Below are 18,537 nucleotides of genomic sequence, written 5' to 3'. Positions count from 1 at the left end.
TTTTGGGCATATGCCGGGGGATGTCGAGGCTCTGGATGCCTACAGGCATTTTGCGCTTCTGCCGTGAAATGGCCAGCGGCGCGGCAGCGCACCGCAAGCAGGTTGATTGCGGTCATGCGAATGCCCTTGGTGATTGTTGGGCGACTGGGTTTCGGTTGAAAAAAATCTCGATGCCGACTCAGGTTGCCACTTCTGAGGGTGATGCAGGCGTTACGCGTCTAGTTCTTTGGGACGCAGTACTTCGATCAATTGCCACGGGGTGTGCTCGGCGAAAGCGGTCGACCAGTCCTGGGCAACATTCTCAAATAACGCGGCGTTAGCGGTTGTCATGCGGACGTTTTGGCTTGACAATTGATGAACCGCTAATTCCCACCCTGGGTTGTGCCCGATGATTAAACAGGTGCCGCAATCGGCAGGCAATGCTTCGGCGACCTGTCGAATATCGGACGGCGATCCGTGATACAGGGACTTCGCCGAAACAACCTGACGTACCTCGGGAAAATGGCTTGCCATCATTTGCCAGGTCTGGGTGGTTCGCAAGGCGGCAGAATGCACCACCACATCGGGGCACCAGCCTCGATCCGATAGTTCCGCAGCGATGCGAGGGGCATCTCGCAAACCGCGACGATTCAAAGGGCGATCAAAATCGGCGACATCATCTTCCCAAGAACTCTTGGCGTGCCGCATCAAAATCATGCGTATCATCCGTGGTCTCTTTCGGCCATCGTGTGGCGGATGAGGAGTCTTACGGTTGGCTTTGGCCAACAACGACAGGTGGGTCCTATTGTGCCGTGTGCTGCGATCTTTGAATATGCACCTCGACGAACTTTTGACGTAAGGATGGCATGCGTATGAGCCAACAACCGACCGAAATACGTCTGACCGGAATCGATTCGGATGGCCCAACGCCCAGCAGCGACGAACCGATTCGCTGCGCCGCGATCGATATCGGCTCGAACAGCATGCGGCTGGTGGTCGCTCAGAAGCTGGCCGGGTACGACTACCGCGTGCTCGACGAAGAACGCGAATCGACCCGCCTGGCCCACAGCCTGGCCGTCAACGGTAACCTCGATCCGGAGGCGATCGATAATTCGATCAACGCCTTGCGACGGTTCAAGAAGATCGCTGAAGGCTTTGGCGTGTACGACATTCGCACCATCGCCACCTGTGCGGTGCGCGAAGCGGGTAACGGCGGTTACTTCTGCGAGCGAGCCAAGAACGAAGTCGGAATCGATATCGAAGTGATCTCGGCCGATATGGAAGGGCAACTGGCGTTTCGCAGCGTGGCCCAGGCGTTCGACGTGCGCGACATGAACGTCGCCATCGCCGACATCGGGGGCGGAAGCACCGAGATCGTGTTTGCCTGCGGTGGGCATATCGAAGAGATTCTGCCGACCCGGCTGGGGTGCGTCCGCGTGACCGAGCAGTACGGTATCAACGAAGAGCTCTTCTCGACGCCGGATAGCTTGAAGAAGATGATTTTCGGCATCGATCGAGAGCTGAAGCCGCTGATCAAACGCCGTCCTTTCGTACCACAGGTTCTCTTTGGCACCGGGGGGACCTTCACCACGCTGGCCAGCATTTTGATGATGCAGCGCGGCGAAGTGGGACAAATGGAATGGGGCTATCGTATTCACCGCGCCGACGTCAGCCACACGCTCGATACGCTGAGCAAGATGACGCTTAAGGAACGCAAGAACGTTCCGGGGCTGAGTGCCGATCGGGCCGATATCATCGTCGCCGGCATCGCGATCATCGACCGCCTGATGCACCGCTTGGATGTGAACACGCTGCGGATTCACGATCGCGGCATTCGCGACGGGCTGATGCTGACGATGATGGAAGAACTGGAGCCTGGCTCGGCGGAAGACAAAGCGGCCGAAGAGCAGCGTCGCCAGGCAGCGATGTCGACCTTTGCCCGCAGCTGCGGTGTCGACATGATCCACACGCAACACGTGGCGAATCTGGCTATCAGCCTGTTTCGTCAGATGATGCCGCTGTTCAATCTGCGAGAGACCGACGACGAAACGATCTACGCGGCAGCCATGCTACAGGACGTGGGTTACCTGATCAATTACGAGAAGCACCACAAGCATAGCTACAGCTTGATTGTTAACAGTCAGCTACCAGGCTTCTCGCGTCATGCGCTGGAAATTGTGGCCAATGTGGCGCGGTATCATCGTGGGGCGAACCCCAAGAAGAAGCACACGAACTTCACGCGTCTGAGCGAAAGCGATCAAACGCGGGTCAAGCAGTTGGCGGCCATCTTGCGCGTGGCCGGGGCGCTCGATCGCAGCCACCGCCAGCAGGTTTCCAAGGTGGAAGTTACCAAGCATCCCGACCACGTCTATGTTTCGATCGAGGCGACCGGCGACCCCGAGGTCGATTTGTGGGCAGCCCGATCTCGCACCGAGTTGTTTTGCAAGGCATTCGAAACCGACATTCGGTTCGGGCTGCATCGCCCCGCCGTCGATCGTGTTATGAATGACTAGAGTTTAGCTCCATGGGAAAGAACACCAATTGGCTGGGTACCATCGAACCAGGGCACCCCATTTCTGAAGTGGCCAAGGAAGCGATCAGCACGCGTTCTGCCCGCATGCTCGAGTACTTGCCGCTGGCCGCGAATCGCTGGAAAGAAGATGTCGAGTATGTCCATTATTTGCGGACATGGTCGCGCCGCACGCAGGCCGCACTCCAGTTGTTTGCGACGCTGTTGCCGCTGAAGCGTTCGACGCTCGTTCGTAAGGCAACCCAGAAGCTGCGCAAAGCAGGCGGCGATGCCCGTGATTTGGATGTTTTCACCAGGCGGATTCGCAAAGCCAAGTTCGTTATCGGCGACGACGACAAAGCCGAGGTGCTGACGTTTTTGAAGGGCCTGCGTAAGGCCGCGCAGCCTGCGTTGGTGCAAGCCTGGGAGTGGGCGAAATCAGAAGACCTGGCCAAGAAGTTTGAAGGGGTCGTCCTGCGGACCCGGTGGCGCGAAGTCGCCGAAGAAGAAACGTTGCAGCAGATGGCACCTACGTTGCTCGAACCGCTGGTGGTTCGCTTCTTTCACTTCTCGCAAATGCTGGGCGAATCGCCTGAGTCGCTGCATCAAATGCGAATTGAAGGAAAGAAGGTCCGCTACGCGATGGAGCTGGTCGAAGGGGGCTTTCCCGATTGTTTTCGCGAAGAGCTGTACCCGGCGTTCGAAGAGGTGCAGTCGAAGCTCGGGGCGATCAACGACCATCACATGGCCGTCGAGAAGATCCAACGCTGGCAGAACGAAACGGCCACCAAGAAGTTCCCGGCGTTTCTGTTGCAACTGGCCGACCACGAACGTATCCAGTTCGACGAGAAGGCCGAAGCATTCCGGGTCTGGTGGACCGAGGCCCGAGCCCAAGAGCTGAAAGAGCGCTTCGACCGATACCTGGGCGGGCTCGGCTTGGCACCGATCGCTTAGGGACGCTCTTGGCGTACCAACTGGCTGATCTGCTTAAACTGCGGCGTGCCAGCGACGCGGCACCATTCAAACAGCGCGGCCTCGGTGGTGGTCAGCGTGACGCCGGTCGATTCCATCCGCCGCAAAGCAATCCGGCGATCGTGCTTGTAACGGGAACTCACCGCATCGGTCGCCAGGTAAACATCGTACCCCAGCGAAAGCAGGTCAAGTGCGGTCTGCTGCACGCAGACGTGGGCTTCGATACCGGCGATCAAGATTTTCGGCCGGTTAAGCTCTTCCAGCTTGGCGATCACCGATTGGCAGCTGCTGAAGTGGAGCTTGTCGGGCATGTCGCCCAGCTTGGCGGCTAGTGGCTCGACGGTTGCTCCGAGCCCTTTGCGATACTGCTCGGTACCCAGGGCCGGAATGCCTAAGATCTCTGCCCCATCGAGCAGCCGGCTTGCATTCCAGACAACTTGCTTGGCATCGGGAATCGACGGCAGTAATTTTTCCTGCATGTCGATCATCAACAGCACGGTGTTCTCAGGCGTCATCAACAGCGGATTAGGAAGTGGTTCAGACATAAGGTGTGATGGGGATAGTTTGCGTTTGAATTCGTTCTTAAGCACAGGGGCGCGAAACAAGGTTGAAGTCGTTCGTGCAGTTTTCACTGCGATATGTCGCCCCCTTGGGGCTGACGAAAGAGGCTGGGGGCACACAGTCCTTTTTTCTTTCTCTTATCCGCGCCCATCTGTGTAATTTGTGGTTTATCCTCTTTCTTCTTCCCTCGGTGCTCTCTGTGACCTCTGACGCTAGTCCTAGCCGACTTGCTCAAATTGGGCCACAATACAAAGCCAAGACCTTTAGCCTAGCAATTGCATAGAAAGCTCGCGAGGACACCCTCATGCGAATTCGTTCGACGACCATTCTGGCCGTGCGCCACAAAGGTGAAGTCGCTATCGGCGGCGATGGCCAAGTTACCATGAACACCAGCGTAATGAAATCGGACGCGTCGAAGATCCGGCCTCTGCTGGGCGGGAAAGTGTGGTGCGGTTTCGCAGGCTCCACGGCCGATGCGTTCGCGCTGATGGAACGCTTCGAGTCGTTCCTCAAAGATTTTCCCGGCAACGTCCCCAAGGCTGCGACCGAACTGGCCAAGCAGTGGCGCACCGATCGGGCGATGCGGCGGTTGGAGGCGCTGATGGTGGTGGTCGATGCGAATCAGACGCTGCTGCTCTCTGGCACCGGCGATGTCATTCAACCGACCGACGGCATTCTGGGGATTGGCTCAGGGGGCAACTACGCCACCGCGGCGGCCAAGGCGCTGGTCAAGCATAGCGATCTGTCGGCCGAAGAGATCGTCCGCGAAAGTTTGCTGATCGCCGCGGCGATCGACATTTACACGAACGATAACATCAAAATTCATCGCGTGGAGATGGACTAATGTCACAAGCTAATCAGGAACTCACGCCGCGCGAAATTGTGAAAATGCTTGATGCCGATATCGTTGGGCAGAACGAAGCGAAGCGGGCCGTCGCCATCGCGGTGCGTAATCGATGGCGGCGCAAGCACCTGCCCAAAGAACTGCAGCAGGAAGTTTCGCCGAAGAATATTATGATGATCGGCCCGACCGGCGTGGGGAAGACCGAGATAGCCCGCCGCCTGGCGAAGCTGACCGGGGCTCCGTTTATCAAGGTCGAAGCAACCAAGTTCACCGAGGTGGGGTACTACGGCCGCGATGTCGAAAGCATGGTCCGCGATCTGGTCGAGAACGCAATCGGCATTGTGCGCGAGACCGAGCGCGAAGCGGTGAAAGAGGAAGCCCACCAGCGGGCTCAGCGGCGGCTGCTCGATCAGTTGATCTCTCCCCGCCCTGCCCTTTCGACCGGCGAAGCGGACGAGCAAGAGAAGCACGAGCGTTCGCGCCAGCGGATGAAAGAGATGCTGGAATCGGGCCAGTTGGAAGACCGCACGGTCGAACTAACCGTCGAGCAAAAGGGGACGCCGGTGATGATCGGCGGGATGGGCATGGAGCAGATGGACATGGATCTGCAAGGGATGCTGGAAAAGATCATGCCTAAGAATACGACCCGCCGCGAAATGACCGTGACCCAGGCTCGCACCGTGCTGATCGAACAGGAAACGGAGGCGCTGCTCGATAAGGAACGGATTTACGAAGCGGCAATCGAACTGGCCGAGAACCTGGGAATGATCTTCCTGGACGAGATCGACAAGATTGTCGCTGGCGAAGGGAAAGCCGGGGCTGACGTTTCCCGCCAAGGGGTGCAGCGCGACCTGCTGCCGATCGTGGAAGGCACGACCGTCCAGACAAAGTATGGCTACGTGAACACCGATCACGTGATGTTCGTCGCCGCCGGTGCGTTTCACAAGGTAAGCCCCAGCGACCTGATGCCAGAACTGCAAGGCCGCTTCCCGATCCGCGTCGAACTATCGGACTTGACCAAGGAAGATTTCGTGCGGATTCTGACTGAACCGAAGTCGTCCCTCACGCGGCAATACGTCGAACTGATGAAGACGGAAGAAGTGGCCGTGCGCTTCACGAGTGACGCCCTGGAAGAGATCGCCTCGTACGCGTTTCAGATCAATCAAACGACGCAAAACATCGGAGCCCGGCGGCTATACACGATCATGGAGCGCCTGTTGGAAGAGCTGAGCTTCGAGGCCCCTGACATGAAATACAGCACGGTCGAGATCAACGCCGCGTACGTGAAGCAGCGGCTGGATGACGTGAGCAAGGATGAGGACCTGAGCCGGTTTATTTTGTAGGTGTGTCGCGTTAAAGCCGCGGAATTCTAAGGGAAAGAAGATCATCGTGAAGTATCTCATTTCATTCCCCAGTGCTGCCATGAAGGTACCTGACAGCGAGATGGAAGCGGTCAGTCACGACTCGCATGCCGTTGTTCGCGAGGCGAAGGAAGCAGGCGTCTACGTTTTCGGCGGTGGCGTTGATGAAAGCGTGACGCCTGTTCTCGTATCGGCCGATGGCTCCGTCACTAAGGGAGGCTATACGTGGGCACCTCCGCTCAACGGTGGTTTTCTGGTACTCGAAGTGCCATCACGTGAGGAGGCGATCGCCTGGGCCGCACGTATCGCGAAAGCGTGTCGCTGTGATCAAGAGCTGCGAGTATTCGGGTTTGATTCCGAGTCGTAAGGTCGGAGCATTGCTATGCACCCTGCTAGAGGTCGTTTCACAACCTCCTGAAAACCGAAAAACCAGCGAGTGGTCGTTACCGCCGACTGATATAGCTTCGCTTCGACGCCAACACCAACCGCCAAATAAGCCAAGTCGAAACGGTGATGAGCATGATCAAACGCCGCCAAGGCAACTTCGTTTGAGGCAAATCCGGCTGAAGTCGACACAAAGAATTGCACCGGAAGTCACTGACCCACAATGGACGACTCTCTAGTGGGGTTGAGTTTTCTATAGTGCCTTTCCATCTCATTTTTCGCCTTCTCCTTGTATACTTTGCCCGAAATGCAATTTTTCTTTTCGCATTCTATTGACCCTCCATGCGTTTTTTTGCATATTTATTTAATAGTCCGTAAAGTACTTCCTTTGGGTGTTTTGCAGGCAGTGGTCGTCTTGTTTTATTTCCTTTTCTTTCTCAAATACAAGGCAATTAATCAATGTTCTTATCTCGAAATCGGTACGCGTTTACACTTGTAGAATTGCTTGTTGTGATAGCAATCATCGGTGTACTTGTTGCTCTGTTGTTGCCAGCGGTGCAACAAGCCAGAGAGGCAGCGCGAAGAGCTCAGTGCACGAACCATCTCAAGCAATGGGCACTTGCCGCACACATGCATCACGACACGTACAGCGAATTGCCGGCACTAGGCTCTGGACTTCAAAATCGGGTCAGTTGGATTGTCTATCTTCTTCCATTTATGGAACAAAAGAACATTTCGGAAATGATCAAGGCCGGTGGAACGGCTGCTTCTGTGAACGGAACAACAAACTATAGTTCCGGACCTGCAGTTCCATGGGATACGAACTATAAGCCGTGGGTAACTCGATTTGAAGTTCGCACGTGTCCCTCTGATCCTGAAGGCTCACGGGAAGATGTAGCTCAGCCAGGTGGGCTGAGCTACAGGGCAAATATCGGCGACAGAATTGTTGACTATGCTAGAGCGGACTACATCCAATATTATCGTGGGGCGTTCCGTTTCCGAGATCCATTAAAATTCCGTGACTTTACCGACGGCTTGAGTAACAGCATTCTTCTTGGGGAACGTGCCATCTGTGCGCCAGGCGATGGACGTAACGCCAAGACGGGTACTTATCTTCGGGCTGACAAGCCTGCAGGCTGTATTGCGAACTTAGATCCTAATAACCCCAAACAATTCCAAGCCACGGGAACGGCTTGGGACTTTAGTGGTCGCCGATGGGGTGACGGGACCTTTCTTTACAGTTCGATAACAACCACAGCCCCTCCCAATTCTCCCTCTTGTTTAGGTTGGGGGTCCGGCGAACACAACTTTGCTGGCTATCCTTTGTCAAGCTACCACCCAGGCGGTGCTATGGTGGCATTCGGTGACGGATCAGTTACGTTCATCTCGAATACGATCGATGCAGGAGATCCGACACTATCCATGGCTTCAGCACCACCAGCTGGCGGCGGAAGCAGCTTTGGAGTGATTGGATCACTTGGCTCTATTTCTGGCGGAGAAACAATTCCTGCTTTGTAGGGATTGCTTTTCGCATAACTTTGCCCGATATGAGAATTTCGTTGTGACAAAGCAGAGCCAAAGGTCTCTGTTTTGTTGCACGTCTCAGTTCAAGTTCAGATTTGAAGGCAAACCATTCACGCGATTTGTATATTTCTCCAAATAATTAACAGGGCATGAGCAGTGATGAAATCATTCGTAGGATCAAAAGGGAGAATTGCTTTTCCGCTTCTAGTCGGATTTATTTGTCTTGTTCATCTCACTGGATGTTCCTCCTCGGGGTTAGATGTTCAGCCAGTAACGGGAACAGTGACAATCGATGGAAAAGAAGTGGGAGGCGCCATGGTTATCTTTAAGCCCAAAATGGAAGGCAAGACTGCATCTGGGATAACGTTAGCGAATGGAAGTTTTCAGCTTTTCACCTTGAATGCCGATCGAGATGGTGCCTTAGAGGGCGAGTACGTGGTGTTGATCTCGAAAACCATTGAGGTCGATGAGAAAGGAAACGAGATTGACTACGACAGCATGCAGAATCTCGATCCTCTTGCTCCTCTCCAAAAACCAGGGAAAACGGTTTTCTTGATTCCTGAAAAGTATGCAGCCGTAGATTCTTCTGAGTTATCGGTCACGGTTCAACGTGGTAAAAACCATTTCGATTTTAGTCTTGAGCGGTGATGCTTGGCAGCATAAGACCGCTTGGTTTTGAGGTTCATCCCCTTCTTTTCATTTTATGTGTGACATAGCCACTAAGCATGATCGCTCTAAATTGGTTTCTCAATCGAGTGACGAAGTTGCCTTTTATGTGCCTCTGCTTGGCTTTGGCTGCCCAAGTTGCTAATGCCCAAGTGATCGGCCAGGCTGAAATCGGGCCAAACGGGTGCGGGCCTTGTGCTGTCGTCAATAGTCTATCGATGGCAAAAAATGCCAAAGTGTTGGCCTTGCTCGAAGGGGATAGTCTTCAGGATCAGGCCCAGTCCTTCATCAACGATTTTGGCGACGGAGAATCCATTCCGTACGGCGCGCGGAGAGCGGCTTACACCAAAGAGAACGGAGTCGCTGACGTCGATTTGCTGCAAATGTTGCAAAAGATATGGCCGCAAAATCAAACGCCCAGCGTCTCGGGCACCTACCTTAACCGCGAAGATGACGAGTCGCCTGAAGAGTTTGTCAAGCGTTGCCACGCTTTGATGTCCGCATCGATCGACCGGGGCTTCCATCCTTTGCTGAGTGTTCGCGCCATGGCTGCCGAGCATAACAAGAAGGATGACAAGTATGAATGGAACAGCAAAGGTGGGCACTGGATCGCCATTCATGCGGTGGGTGAAGTCACAAGCGATCAGCGCGGTTTCACGTTTTCTTTCTCGGATTCTTTGTCGGGAAAGATTTGCACAGGCTACCTGTATATTGACCTGGAACGTCCTGCCGTTGTTCCACTCGACTTTACGGCCGACGACAAGGGAACCGAAAAGTGGAATTGGGTTAGCAACAGTAAGACGTTGACTTTGATTGCCCCGGACATGCCTTTGGGGACAAAGAGAGCGAAATGGCATGAAAGGACGTTTATTGCCGTTCGTTATCTGATCTCTGCGGAAGATTAATTGGCCGGCGGCACTTGATCCAATCAATCGCGTATGGAATCGGTTGCGGCTGCCAGGTGCCGATTTCCTCGTGCGTTGTCTTGTCCCAAACGCAAATCACCTCGATGTCCGGGTCGAGCTGCACGCCGAACTGGATGGGACCTTGCTGGCAGATGGCCCACAGGTCGTCAGTTCCATCGGTGTTGCGATAGAACGTGAACGACCTGGCAAGGCTCGGAAGTTGGTTGTATAGCTCCGAGAAGAAGTCTTGCCCGAAGCCTTGGTACCGCCCGGTGGCCTCGGCGTGGCTTTCTTCCACGAAGTTCAGCGAGGCAGGCAAGAGTTCAGAGCGGTTCATGGCCCAATCCTTGGTCTATCGGATTTGGCGAAAGAATTACAGCGCGTCCTTCACCAGCAGCGGAACGTTTTCCAAGTCGGCCCCGACGGACGAGATCGTGAACTGCCGGGCCGTTTCTCCCAGCACTTCGATATCGATCCGCAGGTAATCGTGGGGCAGGCAGTTGACGACGCGGTCGGCCCATTCCAAAAGGGTGATCCCTTCGGAGTCGAAGTATTCTTCCGGGCCGAGTTCCAGGAACTCGTCGTCGTCTTTGATGCGGTAGACGTCGAAGTGGTAGAGTGTTTTGCCGCCAAAGTAGCGCTGCATGATGACGAACGTCGGGCTAATGACATCTTCGGCCGGGATGCCCAGCTTATCGGCCATCGCTTTGACCAACCGCGTTTTGCCGGCACCCAGCGTGCCGTTTAAGGCCACGACGGTGCCTGGCGGGATGGCATCGGCCAGAATGCTTCCGAGCTTGGCGGTATCGTCTTCGCTGGTGGCTTCCCAGGTAATGGTGCTCATGGCGGCTTGCTAATTAACGGTGCGAAAAACCTTCAGGCTTGAGGGGCAGCCGCTGGCCCGATTCGTCCAGCAGGTACATTTTGGTGCCTGGTTGCATGGTTCCTATTTTTGTCACTCGCGTTGCTTCCGTCCATTGGGCTTGCAACGGGTCGGCTTCTGCCGCAGGGACAGTGAATAGCAGTTCAAAATCTTCGCCGTTGTCGATCTCGGGGCCTTCTCCTTTCGGCAATTGTCCATGGTCACACGACGCATTCGTCGATTACGTGAAATGGCCAGGCATCGTGAAATGCCTTGTCTATTTTACTGTCTGACCGGTCATGGATTTATTTCATTAGTTTTCAATGGTTTCTTCTTTGTCGTTGTGGGGTGAAATAATGATATCACGTGACAATGGCATTAATGTTCGATGAATGCGTTCGTTCTGGCTGGACGAAATAATGGCAATGGTTACCTTGTACGTTCACGTGCTGATGACTGGAAGTCAAATTTGTTGATTAAGCCAGGGGTGTTGATTTCGATCGGCGCGCCCCTTGATTCGTGCGTTGCAATCGTTTGTTTGTGGCTTGCTTAACGGATCGAATGGACTTGAGAAGTCATTGTGCTTCTTGCGTTTCGCACTCCCTCCCCTAGCGATGAACTTCATGCCAAAACGTTCCTCGATTTCGCCGTCGCGACGCAGTTTTCTTTCGGTAACCCCCCTGGCAAGCATGGCGTTGCTGTCCGGTGGCTATGCATGGGGCGATGATTCAACCACGCAAACGCGGACACCCTACGCTGATATCGATTGGGATTCCGTTGAGGCGATTGGCGGGGTTACGCACGCCCATTGCCGGTCTCAGCGTTCGCTTGACATGCTTTGCCGCCGAGGGCTTCGGCACTTGGCGATCTCCAACTACTATCCTTCCGCTCCTTGCAAGCCAGACGAGCGAATTGGCCAATACAATGTTGGCCAAGATTTCTGCACCATCCCAGGCGAAGGCTACGTTTATCGCCAGTTTCGCTGGAACGAAATCATTCAAGATCCCAAGTTGGGTTGGTACGACAAACTGCCGGTGTCGTTGCAGGAAACGATTCCATTTGAAGTCGGGGGACCTTGCTTCACGCAGATTCCATCCGATGTCGTGATCTGCCCCAATGCTGAACATCACTCGATGACCGATTCAAATGGTCATTTCAATGCGGTCGGTTCCGAGTTCTGCAGCGGCACATTCGATGCTCGTAGCAAGTACATGCTCAATAAGTATGGCTACAAGATGGGAACCGGCATGCCTTGGAAAGAAGCTTTTACAAGAATGTTCGCGGATCTTCAGTTTGCCGACGGCGGCGGCGTGACGATCAATCATCCAACCTGGAGCGGCACTTCGCATGAACAATTGCTTGCTTTGCTTGATTTTGATCCCCGCGTTTTAGGAATCGAGATCTGGAACAATACGGCCGAGATGCTAAACGGCAAAGGATGGTCGCTATCAGAGTGGGACACCATTCTGGCCAGCGGGCGTCGCTGCTACGGCTTTGCGGTTTCCGATCATGCTCATAATTCGGATCCGGATTTCCGTGGGCAAAACGTCCTTTTGGTCGATGCCAAGACGCCAGCGAAGGATCTGCCGGCGGCCTGCTTGAGAGCGTATCGCAATGGCAATTTCTACGCTTCGCTCAAGGGGCGGATCAAATTGACTCGCTTGGAAATAACCAACGGGCAACTTCGAGTTGAAGTCTCTACGCCATGTAAGATTCGCGTCGTATCTGCCAAGGGGAGACTGCACGAGCAGTCGGGCCAGGTTTGCCATTGGAGTTTACCAGAGGGTTCGGCCGTGCTGGGAAAACACACGTACCTGCGCGTCGAGGCGGCAGAAATAGATGGTGACGACCAGATCTTTTCTCAGGCGTTGCCTTTGGCATAGCAATGATTCGGCGGATTTGTAAAGCGTTTATCACTTTCAGTTACTACGTTTTAGAAGAGAGCAATGAAAGTCACTAAAAAGAAATCGGCGTTTACCTTGGTGGAACTGTTGGTAGTCATTGCGATTATCGGCGTTCTTATTGCCTTGCTTCTGCCGGCCGTGCAACAGGCTCGCGAGGCGGCTCGCCGTACCCAGTGCAACAACAACCTGAAGCAATTGGGATTGGCGATGCACAACTACCACGACACCTTCCAGTCACTGCCGGCTGGTTGGATTGATGTGGGTAGCAGCAACAACTACATGGGCTGGGGAACGTTCCTGTTGCCGTTTGTCGAACAGTCGGCCCTGTACGACGAGATGAAGGCGGCCGGTGCTTACAAGCAGGCCTGGTTCAATATCACCGCCATGGATCCTTTCGCGAAAACGGTCGTGGATGCGTTCATCTGCCCTTCAGATCCTTCCGGTGGACTGAACAGTCACCTGCATGACTATGGCAAGTCGAACTATACCGGTGTCGGTGGTGCTCACTATCTGAAGGGAAGCGGTGCCAACGGGACTTTCTACGACAATTCCTTTGTTAAGTTCCGAGATATGACCGACGGTTTGAGCAATGTTGCCATGGTCGGTGAACGCAGCACCCTGTTGAAGTCCGGTTGGACGCAAAAGAAAGGAACGCTTTGGATTGGCGGCAGCACCAGCAGTGAGTACTACTTGAACAACGCAATCGTGTCTTCTGGTTATTACTCGATCAACGGTGCGGCAGGTTCCTTCAACTTTACCAGTGCCCATCCTGGCGGAGCGATATTTCTGTTCGGGGATGGTTCGGCTCACTTTCTGAGCGAGACGATCGACGGTACCACCTACCGCAATCTCGGCTCGATCAGTGACGGCAACGTCCTGGGCGAATTCTAAGCGAAGACAAACAGTGCGCCCGCGCCGCTTGAAGTTGACGCGGCATGGGCGTTGTTAAAGAAGACAAACAGATTTAGGAAACCTGAAGATGCTTATTCGATTATTCATGTTCGTGATGCTCGCCTTGGTTCTCGGTTGTACGTCTAGCCAGACTCCGGCCGTACCAGATGGCCTCTCATCGGATCAATTGGTTGCTGCGATCGACGAGATTGCGGAAACGGGCAGATTCGAAGAAGAGACCTTGGTTGAATTGACGATCGGGCTTGAAAATGCCGGCCTGATGGGAGAAGCCGCATCCGCCCAACAACTTCCTACGATGACCGATGAGCGGCAAATCAAGCAATTTGCCAAACGCCTGTCGGCTACCGTAAAGAAAGGCCTCGCGTCCAACGGTGCCAAGTAGTTGACATCATGTCGATTGTTGCCAGGTTCCTGGTAGTGACTTGGCTGATCGCTTGCTGGTTACTTGTGCGAAAAACCTTCAGGCTTGAGGGGCAGCCGCTGGCCCGATTCGTCCAGCAGGTACAGTTTGGTGCCTGGTTGCATGGTTCCTATTTTTGTCACGCGCGTTGCTTCCGTCCATTGGGCTTGCAACGAGTCGGCTTCAGCCGCAGGGACAGTGAATAGCAGTTCAAAATCTTCGCCGTCGTTCAGGGCATGCCACCACGGTGGCTTGCCGGTGGTTTGGCTCATTTGCCGGGCGGCGTCTGAAATAGGAAGGAGTCGTACGTCGATCTCGGCCCCGACGCCGCTACGCTCGCACAGCCGGGGGAGGTCGATCGAGATGCCGTCGCTGATGTCCATGCCTGCGGTCAGCCCGCAGATCTCGCGAAGGCGGATCGCTTCGCGGATGCGAGGATGGAAGCTGATATGATCCCCCAGGATGCTACCACCGAGGGTACCGGTGACGAAGATCGCGTCCCCTGGCTGGGCACCGGAACGCAGCAGGGGTGTGCCGACGGGGCAGCGGCCAAGCACCGTGACGCTGACGGCCAACTTGCCGGGCCAACTGTTGGTATCGCCACCGAGGATCGGGCAGCCGTACGTCTGCCCTAGCTGGGCGGCTCCCTCGTAGATTCCCTTGGCCAGGTCGAGTGAAGTCTCGCCTTGGGGAAGCAGCAGCGTCACCAGCGCTCCTACGGGCTCGCAGGCCATCGCTGCGATGTCGCTGAGATTGATGGCCAACGCCTTGCGGCCGATCTGCTGCGGGGTGACGTCGGCCAGGTGGAAGTCGGTCTCGTCCGAGATCAGGTCGGTGCAGACGACCAGCTTCTGATCGGCTTGCCATGAAAGCACCGCCGCGTCGTCACCGATGCCAATGCTGTCAGGCGAGAGCGTTTGCTGCTGGGTGGCCAGGTATTTGAGGAACGCTTGTTCCACGAGCAGAGACTTTCACAGGAGTTACTTGTTTGCCTGTGAATTATAGTTGGGCGGTGCGGCGAGAGAGAGCCCCTCACCCCTCAGGGACCAGAGGCTTTTCCTGTCGCAGCGAGTGAGTCTTATCGCTGTGATACCTGTTGGATGGCGGCGAGGCTGATGTCGCCGTACAGGGTGTCGCGTTCTCGCAGGATGTAGAAGCGAATCGCACCGCGAGTGGTCACCGACTTGTTCTTCAGGATGTAGTCGAGGTTCTCGTACGAGATCGTTTCCCAGTCGTGCATGCCGACCAGGATGTCGCCGATCTGGATCCCTTCGACTTCGGCTGGGCTGCCAGCACGCACGGCGGTGACCTGCAGGCCGCCACGGTATCGGCTGGAAAGCTGAGCGAAGTCGTTCTCTGGCATCGGCTTCACGCGGACACCCATCGTTCGCCAGGCGAGGTCGGAAACGTTGGTCGCTCCGCTGACGCTCTTGGTGACGATGGCCAACTGCTTGCCAGTTTCGCCAGCTCGGTCGACTTCCAGAGTCACCTCTTCGTTGAGCGTGCGATTCAAGAGAGCCAGTTCGACGTCCAGTTGACGTTGGATCTTCTGTTGGCCGATCTTGGTCAGCGTATCGCCGATTCGCAGGCCGGCTGCGTCGGCAGGGCTGTCCTTTTCGACGCCGGTGACTTTGAACGTGGCGACGTCCCCTTCCCACATGGTCTTGCCGCGAATGCCGTGCGACTGATCGCTCATGCGTTCGGTCGACATCATGCGGGAAGAGATTTCCATGACGTTATCGACCGGGATGGCGAAGCCAATGCCCTGGGCACCGACGCGAACGGCCACGTTGATGCCGATCATCTGGCCGTCGATGTTCAGCAGCGGCCCGCCAGAGTTGCCGGGGTTGATGCTGGCATCGGTTTGAATGAGGTCGTCGTACTTCTGGTTCTCGGTGACTTGAACGCTGCGGTGCAGAGCACTGATGATGCCGCGAGTGACCGAGTTTTCGTATCCGTAGGCGTTACCCACCGCGATGACCGTTTCGCCGGGCATCAGGTCGGTCGACTTGCCAATGTTGATGCAAGGAAGATCTTTATGGGCATCGACCTTGATGACGGCCAGGTCGGTCGTCAGGTCGTGAGCAATCAGGCGGGCAATCAGCGTTTCGCCGTCATTGAACGTCACTTGAATGCGACGGACGCCGTCGACCACGTGATGGTTGGTGACAATGAAACCACGGCGATCGATGATCACGCCGGTTCCCATGCCGTTTACCTGGCGTGGAGTATCGCCACCAACAGCACTAACGGTCGAGACCGTCTTGTGGCCGTGAATGTTGACGATGGAGTCCTTGGCCGCCTGAACCGCTTTGACAATGGGCGTCATGCGAAGTTCAGTGGCATTGGCAGATGGCCCGGAGAAGACCGGTGAATAACACACCATCGTCGCAAGCAAAAGCGAGCAAAGACGAACGGCGAGCATATTCAAGGAGGGTGAACGCATAGATCTCTCGTCTTTCGGCAACCCGGAGCGTCTTCAGATACCAAATATTGATAGCACCGCAGCTCCGATCATTGCTTATGACAGGCGGAGAGATGGATTAGCGGGCCGAAAGGTGTCATCGGAACACACGGCTACCTTGCTTCATCCCTCTCGGGTTGGGCCGTAGAGTCAACCTAGTTTGCCACCGAGATTGTGCTTCATGCGCTAACTATGCGGTTTAGGGGAACATGCACAGCAAGCATTTCGCGGATCGGATCGGAGCACGCCAATGGGATGATCGGTTCGGGCAAGAGAACCAGGCCAAGTGACGCTGGCAGGGGGTTCGGTCAGAGCGTGTGCTAGTCCTGCTCGTCCGTTTCCCAGTTGTTGGGAATCGGACGCACGGGGCCTTCCAGCGAAAGAGGACGCGCGATGCGGAGATCTTCTTCCAGGGCCTTGGGAATATTGGCTTCCTGGTCCATGACATCAGGCGGGATGCCGGTTGGTGGCGGAATCGGTATCGGCTTGCCAACCTTGGTCGGCAGCGGACGCGGGATGTCGTCGTAGGAGGTCACCGGCTGCGCGAAGACCGGTCGCGTGGGGACCGGGTGGAACTTCGAGTGGGGCGGAATTACCGGGGCTACCGACGGTGTGTGCTCTTTGCTGTGCAGCCAGGTCTTCCAGCGATGATGAAAGTTGAAGCCGGCCATGAAGCTGGGCGGGCAGAACTCGTCCATGATCGTTGCCGGTTCCGCTTTGGGAGCTGCTAGCGTGGGTGGTTCTTCCGCGTAGGTCGTATCGCAGGCAATCGGCATAGCTGGCGTGGGGAACTGGGCATCGTCGTAGCGCACCGATACGCAGCCGCCTGACAGCAGCAACGCAAAGGTGAGAACGAGAGCCAGCTTCCAATTCAACCGCATTGCCCAAGGATCCAGTGGCAGACCGTGTTAACGAACGGACTCCTACGATAGAGGAGTGCATTCTCATGTATCGGTGTGTGCGATTGGAATCTTTTGCGTAATCGGCAAAGTTTACCAGTTGTGAGTCTTGTCCCCTCGTCCCTGCGGGGAGATGGCGAAGCTGGTACCCTGCGGTGTATCAATGTGGGCGTTTGAAGTGGTGGCAACGGGTAGCTAGGGGACTTGGCGGAGAGATTACAACCGACGGAGGTGGAAGCCTCCGTCGACATCGATGCGTTGGCCGGTGCTGAAGGGGAAGTAGTCGGCACAGATGGCCGAGACGGCCTTGGCGACGTCTTCCGGCTGGCCCCAGCGTTTGATGGGGGTGAGCCCTTCGGCGATCTGTTTGTCGTATTTCTCTTTCACCGGGCCGGTCATGTCGGTGGCGATCACGCCAGGGCAGACCTCGAAGACCTGGATGTTTTCGTTCCCCAGCCGATCGGCGAAGAGCTGGGTCATCATCGCGAGCCCTGCCTTGGCGATACAGTAGTCGGCCCGGTTCGGGCTGCTCGCGTACGACGAAAGCGACGACAGGTTGATGATCTTGCCGCGCGGAATCGTGCCGTCTTCAATTTCCGCTAGCATGCACTTGGCGGCATCTTGCGTCAGGAAGAACGGTCCCTTCAGGTTCGTGCCCAGCACCAGGTCCCAGTTTTCCGAAGTGGCTTCCAGAATATCGAGCCGCCCTGGCGAGGTGATGCCAGCATTGTTGACCAGCACATCCAGGCGATTCCATTTAGCCAGTGTGTCTTGAATGAGTTGTGATCGTCCCTGCTCGGAGGAAACATTGGCCTGCACGGCGATCGCCTCGCCCCCGGCGTCTTCGATGCCAGCCACGACGTGCATGGCGGCATCGGGGTTCGAGTTATAGTTCACCGTGACGCAGTATCCATCGGCGGCCAACTGCTCGGCAATGGCCCGGCCAATACCACGGGAGCTGCCAGTGACAATCGCAACACGTTTCGACATGGGGCTTACTCTCAGGAGAAAGAAACTTCAGCGGCAGTCTTCAAGCTAGGTAGGGCGGCGGGTGCTGTCAACGCAAGGGGAAGCAGGCACGAACGCGGCTTCGCCCTTCTCCGCTTCCACCAGGCATAAAAAAACGCGGCGAGGATTCTTCGTGAATCGCTCGCCGCGTCGGTGGAGGCGACCTCTGGAGCAAATGACCCAAGCTCCAGAGGTCTAACCGGAAGCCCTCTGTGAAGCACTTGCCAAGACGGCCGACCCAGTAGCCGTATACCTTGACAAGCATGAGCTTCAGCCCAGGAGGGGGGCAGGCAGTTCCCGCAAACTACCAAGTGACAAAGGACTTCCGATGTCCGTTTCCTGTGACCTCGTCGCCGTTGTTTCAGCGACGGGGGAGTAAATAC

At 55.7% G+C, this 18,537-nt stretch carries 20 protein-coding genes; 11 read left to right on the top strand and 9 right to left on the bottom strand.

Going from position 1 to position 18,537, the window contains the following annotated elements; genetic code table 11:
• Positions 1–210: 210 nt before the first annotated feature.
• Complete coding sequence (locus C5Y96_RS11425) at positions 211–705, bottom strand: SixA phosphatase family protein (RefSeq protein WP_105353207.1); 495 nt, start codon at positions 703–705, stop codon at positions 211–213.
• Between the two features lie 146 nt (positions 706–851).
• Between C5Y96_RS11425 and C5Y96_RS11420 the strand changes: the two genes are divergently transcribed.
• Together C5Y96_RS11420 and C5Y96_RS11415 are read left to right on the top strand one after the other, a co-directional pair.
• The gene (locus tag C5Y96_RS11420) at positions 852–2,492 is read left to right on the top strand and encodes a Ppx/GppA phosphatase family protein (protein ID WP_158261186.1); all 1,641 of its coding nucleotides are present in this window, start codon (positions 852–854) and stop codon (positions 2,490–2,492) included.
• 11 nt (positions 2,493–2,503) lie between these two features.
• Complete coding sequence (locus tag C5Y96_RS11415; protein WP_105353203.1) at positions 2,504–3,442, top strand: CHAD domain-containing protein; 939 nt, start codon at positions 2,504–2,506, stop codon at positions 3,440–3,442.
• Here the strand turns inward: C5Y96_RS11415 and C5Y96_RS11410 are convergent.
• Positions 3,439–4,005 (bottom strand): hydrolase, encoded by a 567-nt coding sequence (locus C5Y96_RS11410; protein ID WP_199188679.1) that lies wholly within the window; start codon positions 4,003–4,005, stop codon positions 3,439–3,441. The two genes, C5Y96_RS11415 and C5Y96_RS11410, sit on opposite strands and share 4 nt — an antisense overlap.
• A 320-nt stretch (positions 4,006–4,325) precedes the next feature.
• On the opposite strand from C5Y96_RS11410, the gene hslV reads away from it, so the two are divergent.
• The 6 genes from hslV (at position 4,326) to C5Y96_RS11380 (ending at position 9,705) form a co-directional block, all read left to right on the top strand.
• Complete coding sequence (gene hslV / locus C5Y96_RS11405; RefSeq protein ID WP_105353202.1) at positions 4,326–4,865, top strand: ATP-dependent protease subunit HslV; 540 nt, start codon at positions 4,326–4,328, stop codon at positions 4,863–4,865.
• On the top strand, positions 4,865–6,208 hold the full coding sequence (gene hslU, locus C5Y96_RS11400; protein ID WP_105353200.1) for an ATP-dependent protease ATPase subunit HslU: 1,344 nt from the start codon (positions 4,865–4,867) through the stop codon (positions 6,206–6,208). The genes hslV and hslU overlap by 1 nt, the downstream gene beginning before the upstream one ends.
• 46 nt (positions 6,209–6,254) lie before the next feature.
• Positions 6,255–6,593, top strand: coding sequence for a YciI family protein (locus tag C5Y96_RS11395; protein ID WP_233198919.1), 339 nt, complete (start codon positions 6,255–6,257; stop codon positions 6,591–6,593).
• A gap of 476 nt (positions 6,594–7,069) precedes the next feature.
• Positions 7,070–8,128 carry a DUF1559 domain-containing protein gene (locus C5Y96_RS11390; RefSeq protein ID WP_105353196.1) on the top strand — a complete coding sequence of 353 codons (1,059 nt, stop codon included), beginning with the start codon at positions 7,070–7,072 and terminating at the stop codon, positions 8,126–8,128.
• Positions 8,129–8,293: 165 nt separating this feature from the next.
• A complete protein-coding gene (locus C5Y96_RS11385; RefSeq protein WP_146115628.1) occupies positions 8,294–8,782 on the top strand; it encodes a hypothetical protein in 489 nt (162 codons plus the stop codon).
• Between the two features lie 236 nt (positions 8,783–9,018).
• Positions 9,019–9,705 carry a hypothetical protein gene (locus C5Y96_RS11380; RefSeq protein ID WP_146115627.1) on the top strand — a complete coding sequence of 229 codons (687 nt, stop codon included), beginning with the start codon at positions 9,019–9,021 and terminating at the stop codon, positions 9,703–9,705.
• Here C5Y96_RS11380 and C5Y96_RS11375 read toward each other — a convergent pair.
• Genes C5Y96_RS11375 through C5Y96_RS11365 form a run of 3 tightly spaced genes read right to left on the bottom strand, consistent with a single transcriptional unit; the run spans position 9,668 to position 10,778 of the window.
• Positions 9,668–10,042: a hypothetical protein gene (locus tag C5Y96_RS11375; RefSeq protein ID WP_105353191.1), complete on the bottom strand. Its 375-nt coding sequence runs from the start codon at positions 10,040–10,042 to the stop codon at positions 9,668–9,670. The two genes, C5Y96_RS11380 and C5Y96_RS11375, sit on opposite strands and share 38 nt — an antisense overlap.
• 36 nt (positions 10,043–10,078) lie before the next feature.
• The gene (tsaE, locus tag C5Y96_RS11370; RefSeq protein WP_105353190.1) at positions 10,079–10,549 is read right to left on the bottom strand and encodes a tRNA (adenosine(37)-N6)-threonylcarbamoyltransferase complex ATPase subunit type 1 TsaE; all 471 of its coding nucleotides are present in this window, start codon (positions 10,547–10,549) and stop codon (positions 10,079–10,081) included.
• A 13-nt stretch (positions 10,550–10,562) separates the two neighbouring features.
• A complete protein-coding gene (locus C5Y96_RS11365; protein ID WP_105353189.1) occupies positions 10,563–10,778 on the bottom strand; it encodes a hypothetical protein in 216 nt (71 codons plus the stop codon).
• 412 nt (positions 10,779–11,190) lie between these two features.
• Here C5Y96_RS11365 and C5Y96_RS11355 point away from each other — a divergent pair, with 412 nt between their 5' ends.
• From C5Y96_RS11355 to C5Y96_RS11345, 3 genes are all read left to right on the top strand, one after another.
• A complete protein-coding gene (locus C5Y96_RS11355) occupies positions 11,191–12,450 on the top strand; it encodes a hypothetical protein (RefSeq protein ID WP_146115626.1) in 1,260 nt (419 codons plus the stop codon).
• Positions 12,451–12,513: 63 nt separating this feature from the next.
• On the top strand, positions 12,514–13,362 hold the full coding sequence (locus tag C5Y96_RS11350) for a DUF1559 domain-containing protein (RefSeq protein ID WP_105353186.1): 849 nt from the start codon (positions 12,514–12,516) through the stop codon (positions 13,360–13,362).
• A gap of 88 nt (positions 13,363–13,450) precedes the next feature.
• Positions 13,451–13,765, top strand: coding sequence for a hypothetical protein (locus tag C5Y96_RS11345; protein ID WP_105353185.1), 315 nt, complete (start codon positions 13,451–13,453; stop codon positions 13,763–13,765).
• A gap of 59 nt (positions 13,766–13,824) precedes the next feature.
• Here C5Y96_RS11345 and thiL read toward each other — a convergent pair whose 3' ends face one another.
• From thiL to C5Y96_RS11325, 4 genes are all read right to left on the bottom strand, one after another.
• On the bottom strand, positions 13,825–14,742 hold the full coding sequence (gene thiL, locus C5Y96_RS11340; protein ID WP_158261184.1) for a thiamine-phosphate kinase: 918 nt from the start codon (positions 14,740–14,742) through the stop codon (positions 13,825–13,827).
• Positions 14,743–14,861: 119 nt separating this feature from the next.
• Positions 14,862–16,229 carry a S1C family serine protease gene (locus C5Y96_RS11335; RefSeq protein WP_233198918.1) on the bottom strand — a complete coding sequence of 456 codons (1,368 nt, stop codon included), beginning with the start codon at positions 16,227–16,229 and terminating at the stop codon, positions 14,862–14,864.
• Between the two features lie 338 nt (positions 16,230–16,567).
• Entirely contained in the window at positions 16,568–17,128 is a 561-nt protein-coding gene (locus tag C5Y96_RS11330) for a hypothetical protein (protein ID WP_105353181.1), read from the bottom strand.
• Between the two features lie 234 nt (positions 17,129–17,362).
• Entirely contained in the window at positions 17,363–18,136 is a 774-nt protein-coding gene (locus C5Y96_RS11325) for a 3-ketoacyl-ACP reductase (RefSeq protein WP_105353179.1), read from the bottom strand.
• Between the last annotated feature and the right edge of the window lie 401 nt (positions 18,137–18,537).

The sequence above is a fragment of the Blastopirellula marina genome, from assembly GCF_002967715.1.
In the GTDB taxonomy this organism is placed as follows: Bacteria; Planctomycetota; Planctomycetia; order Pirellulales; family Pirellulaceae; genus Bremerella; species Bremerella marina_B.
This window is presented reverse-complemented; position numbering and strand designations above follow the sequence as displayed.

Coding starts and splice junctions, on each gene's coding strand:
- C5Y96_RS11425 (WP_105353207.1), bottom strand. CDS start 705: ATGATACGCATGATTTTGATGCGGCACGCCAAGAGTTCTTGGGAAGAT.
- C5Y96_RS11420 (WP_158261186.1), top strand. CDS start 852: ATGAGCCAACAACCGACCGAAATACGTCTGACCGGAATCGATTCGGAT.
- C5Y96_RS11415 (WP_105353203.1), top strand. CDS start 2,504: ATGGGAAAGAACACCAATTGGCTGGGTACCATCGAACCAGGGCACCCC.
- C5Y96_RS11410 (WP_199188679.1), bottom strand. CDS start 4,005: ATGTCTGAACCACTTCCTAATCCGCTGTTGATGACGCCTGAGAACACC.
- hslV (WP_105353202.1), top strand. CDS start 4,326: ATGCGAATTCGTTCGACGACCATTCTGGCCGTGCGCCACAAAGGTGAA.
- hslU (WP_105353200.1), top strand. CDS start 4,865: ATGTCACAAGCTAATCAGGAACTCACGCCGCGCGAAATTGTGAAAATG.
- C5Y96_RS11390 (WP_105353196.1), top strand. CDS start 7,070: ATGTTCTTATCTCGAAATCGGTACGCGTTTACACTTGTAGAATTGCTT.
- C5Y96_RS11385 (WP_146115628.1), top strand. CDS start 8,294: ATGAAATCATTCGTAGGATCAAAAGGGAGAATTGCTTTTCCGCTTCTA.
- C5Y96_RS11380 (WP_146115627.1), top strand. CDS start 9,019: ATGGCAAAAAATGCCAAAGTGTTGGCCTTGCTCGAAGGGGATAGTCTT.
- C5Y96_RS11375 (WP_105353191.1), bottom strand. CDS start 10,042: ATGAACCGCTCTGAACTCTTGCCTGCCTCGCTGAACTTCGTGGAAGAA.
- tsaE (WP_105353190.1), bottom strand. CDS start 10,549: ATGAGCACCATTACCTGGGAAGCCACCAGCGAAGACGATACCGCCAAG.
- C5Y96_RS11355 (WP_146115626.1), top strand. CDS start 11,191: ATGCCAAAACGTTCCTCGATTTCGCCGTCGCGACGCAGTTTTCTTTCG.
- C5Y96_RS11350 (WP_105353186.1), top strand. CDS start 12,514: ATGAAAGTCACTAAAAAGAAATCGGCGTTTACCTTGGTGGAACTGTTG.
- C5Y96_RS11345 (WP_105353185.1), top strand. CDS start 13,451: ATGCTTATTCGATTATTCATGTTCGTGATGCTCGCCTTGGTTCTCGGT.
- C5Y96_RS11335 (WP_233198918.1), bottom strand. CDS start 16,229: ATGCGTTCACCCTCCTTGAATATGCTCGCCGTTCGTCTTTGCTCGCTT.
- C5Y96_RS11330 (WP_105353181.1), bottom strand. CDS start 17,128: ATGCGGTTGAATTGGAAGCTGGCTCTCGTTCTCACCTTTGCGTTGCTG.
- C5Y96_RS11325 (WP_105353179.1), bottom strand. CDS start 18,136: ATGTCGAAACGTGTTGCGATTGTCACTGGCAGCTCCCGTGGTATTGGC.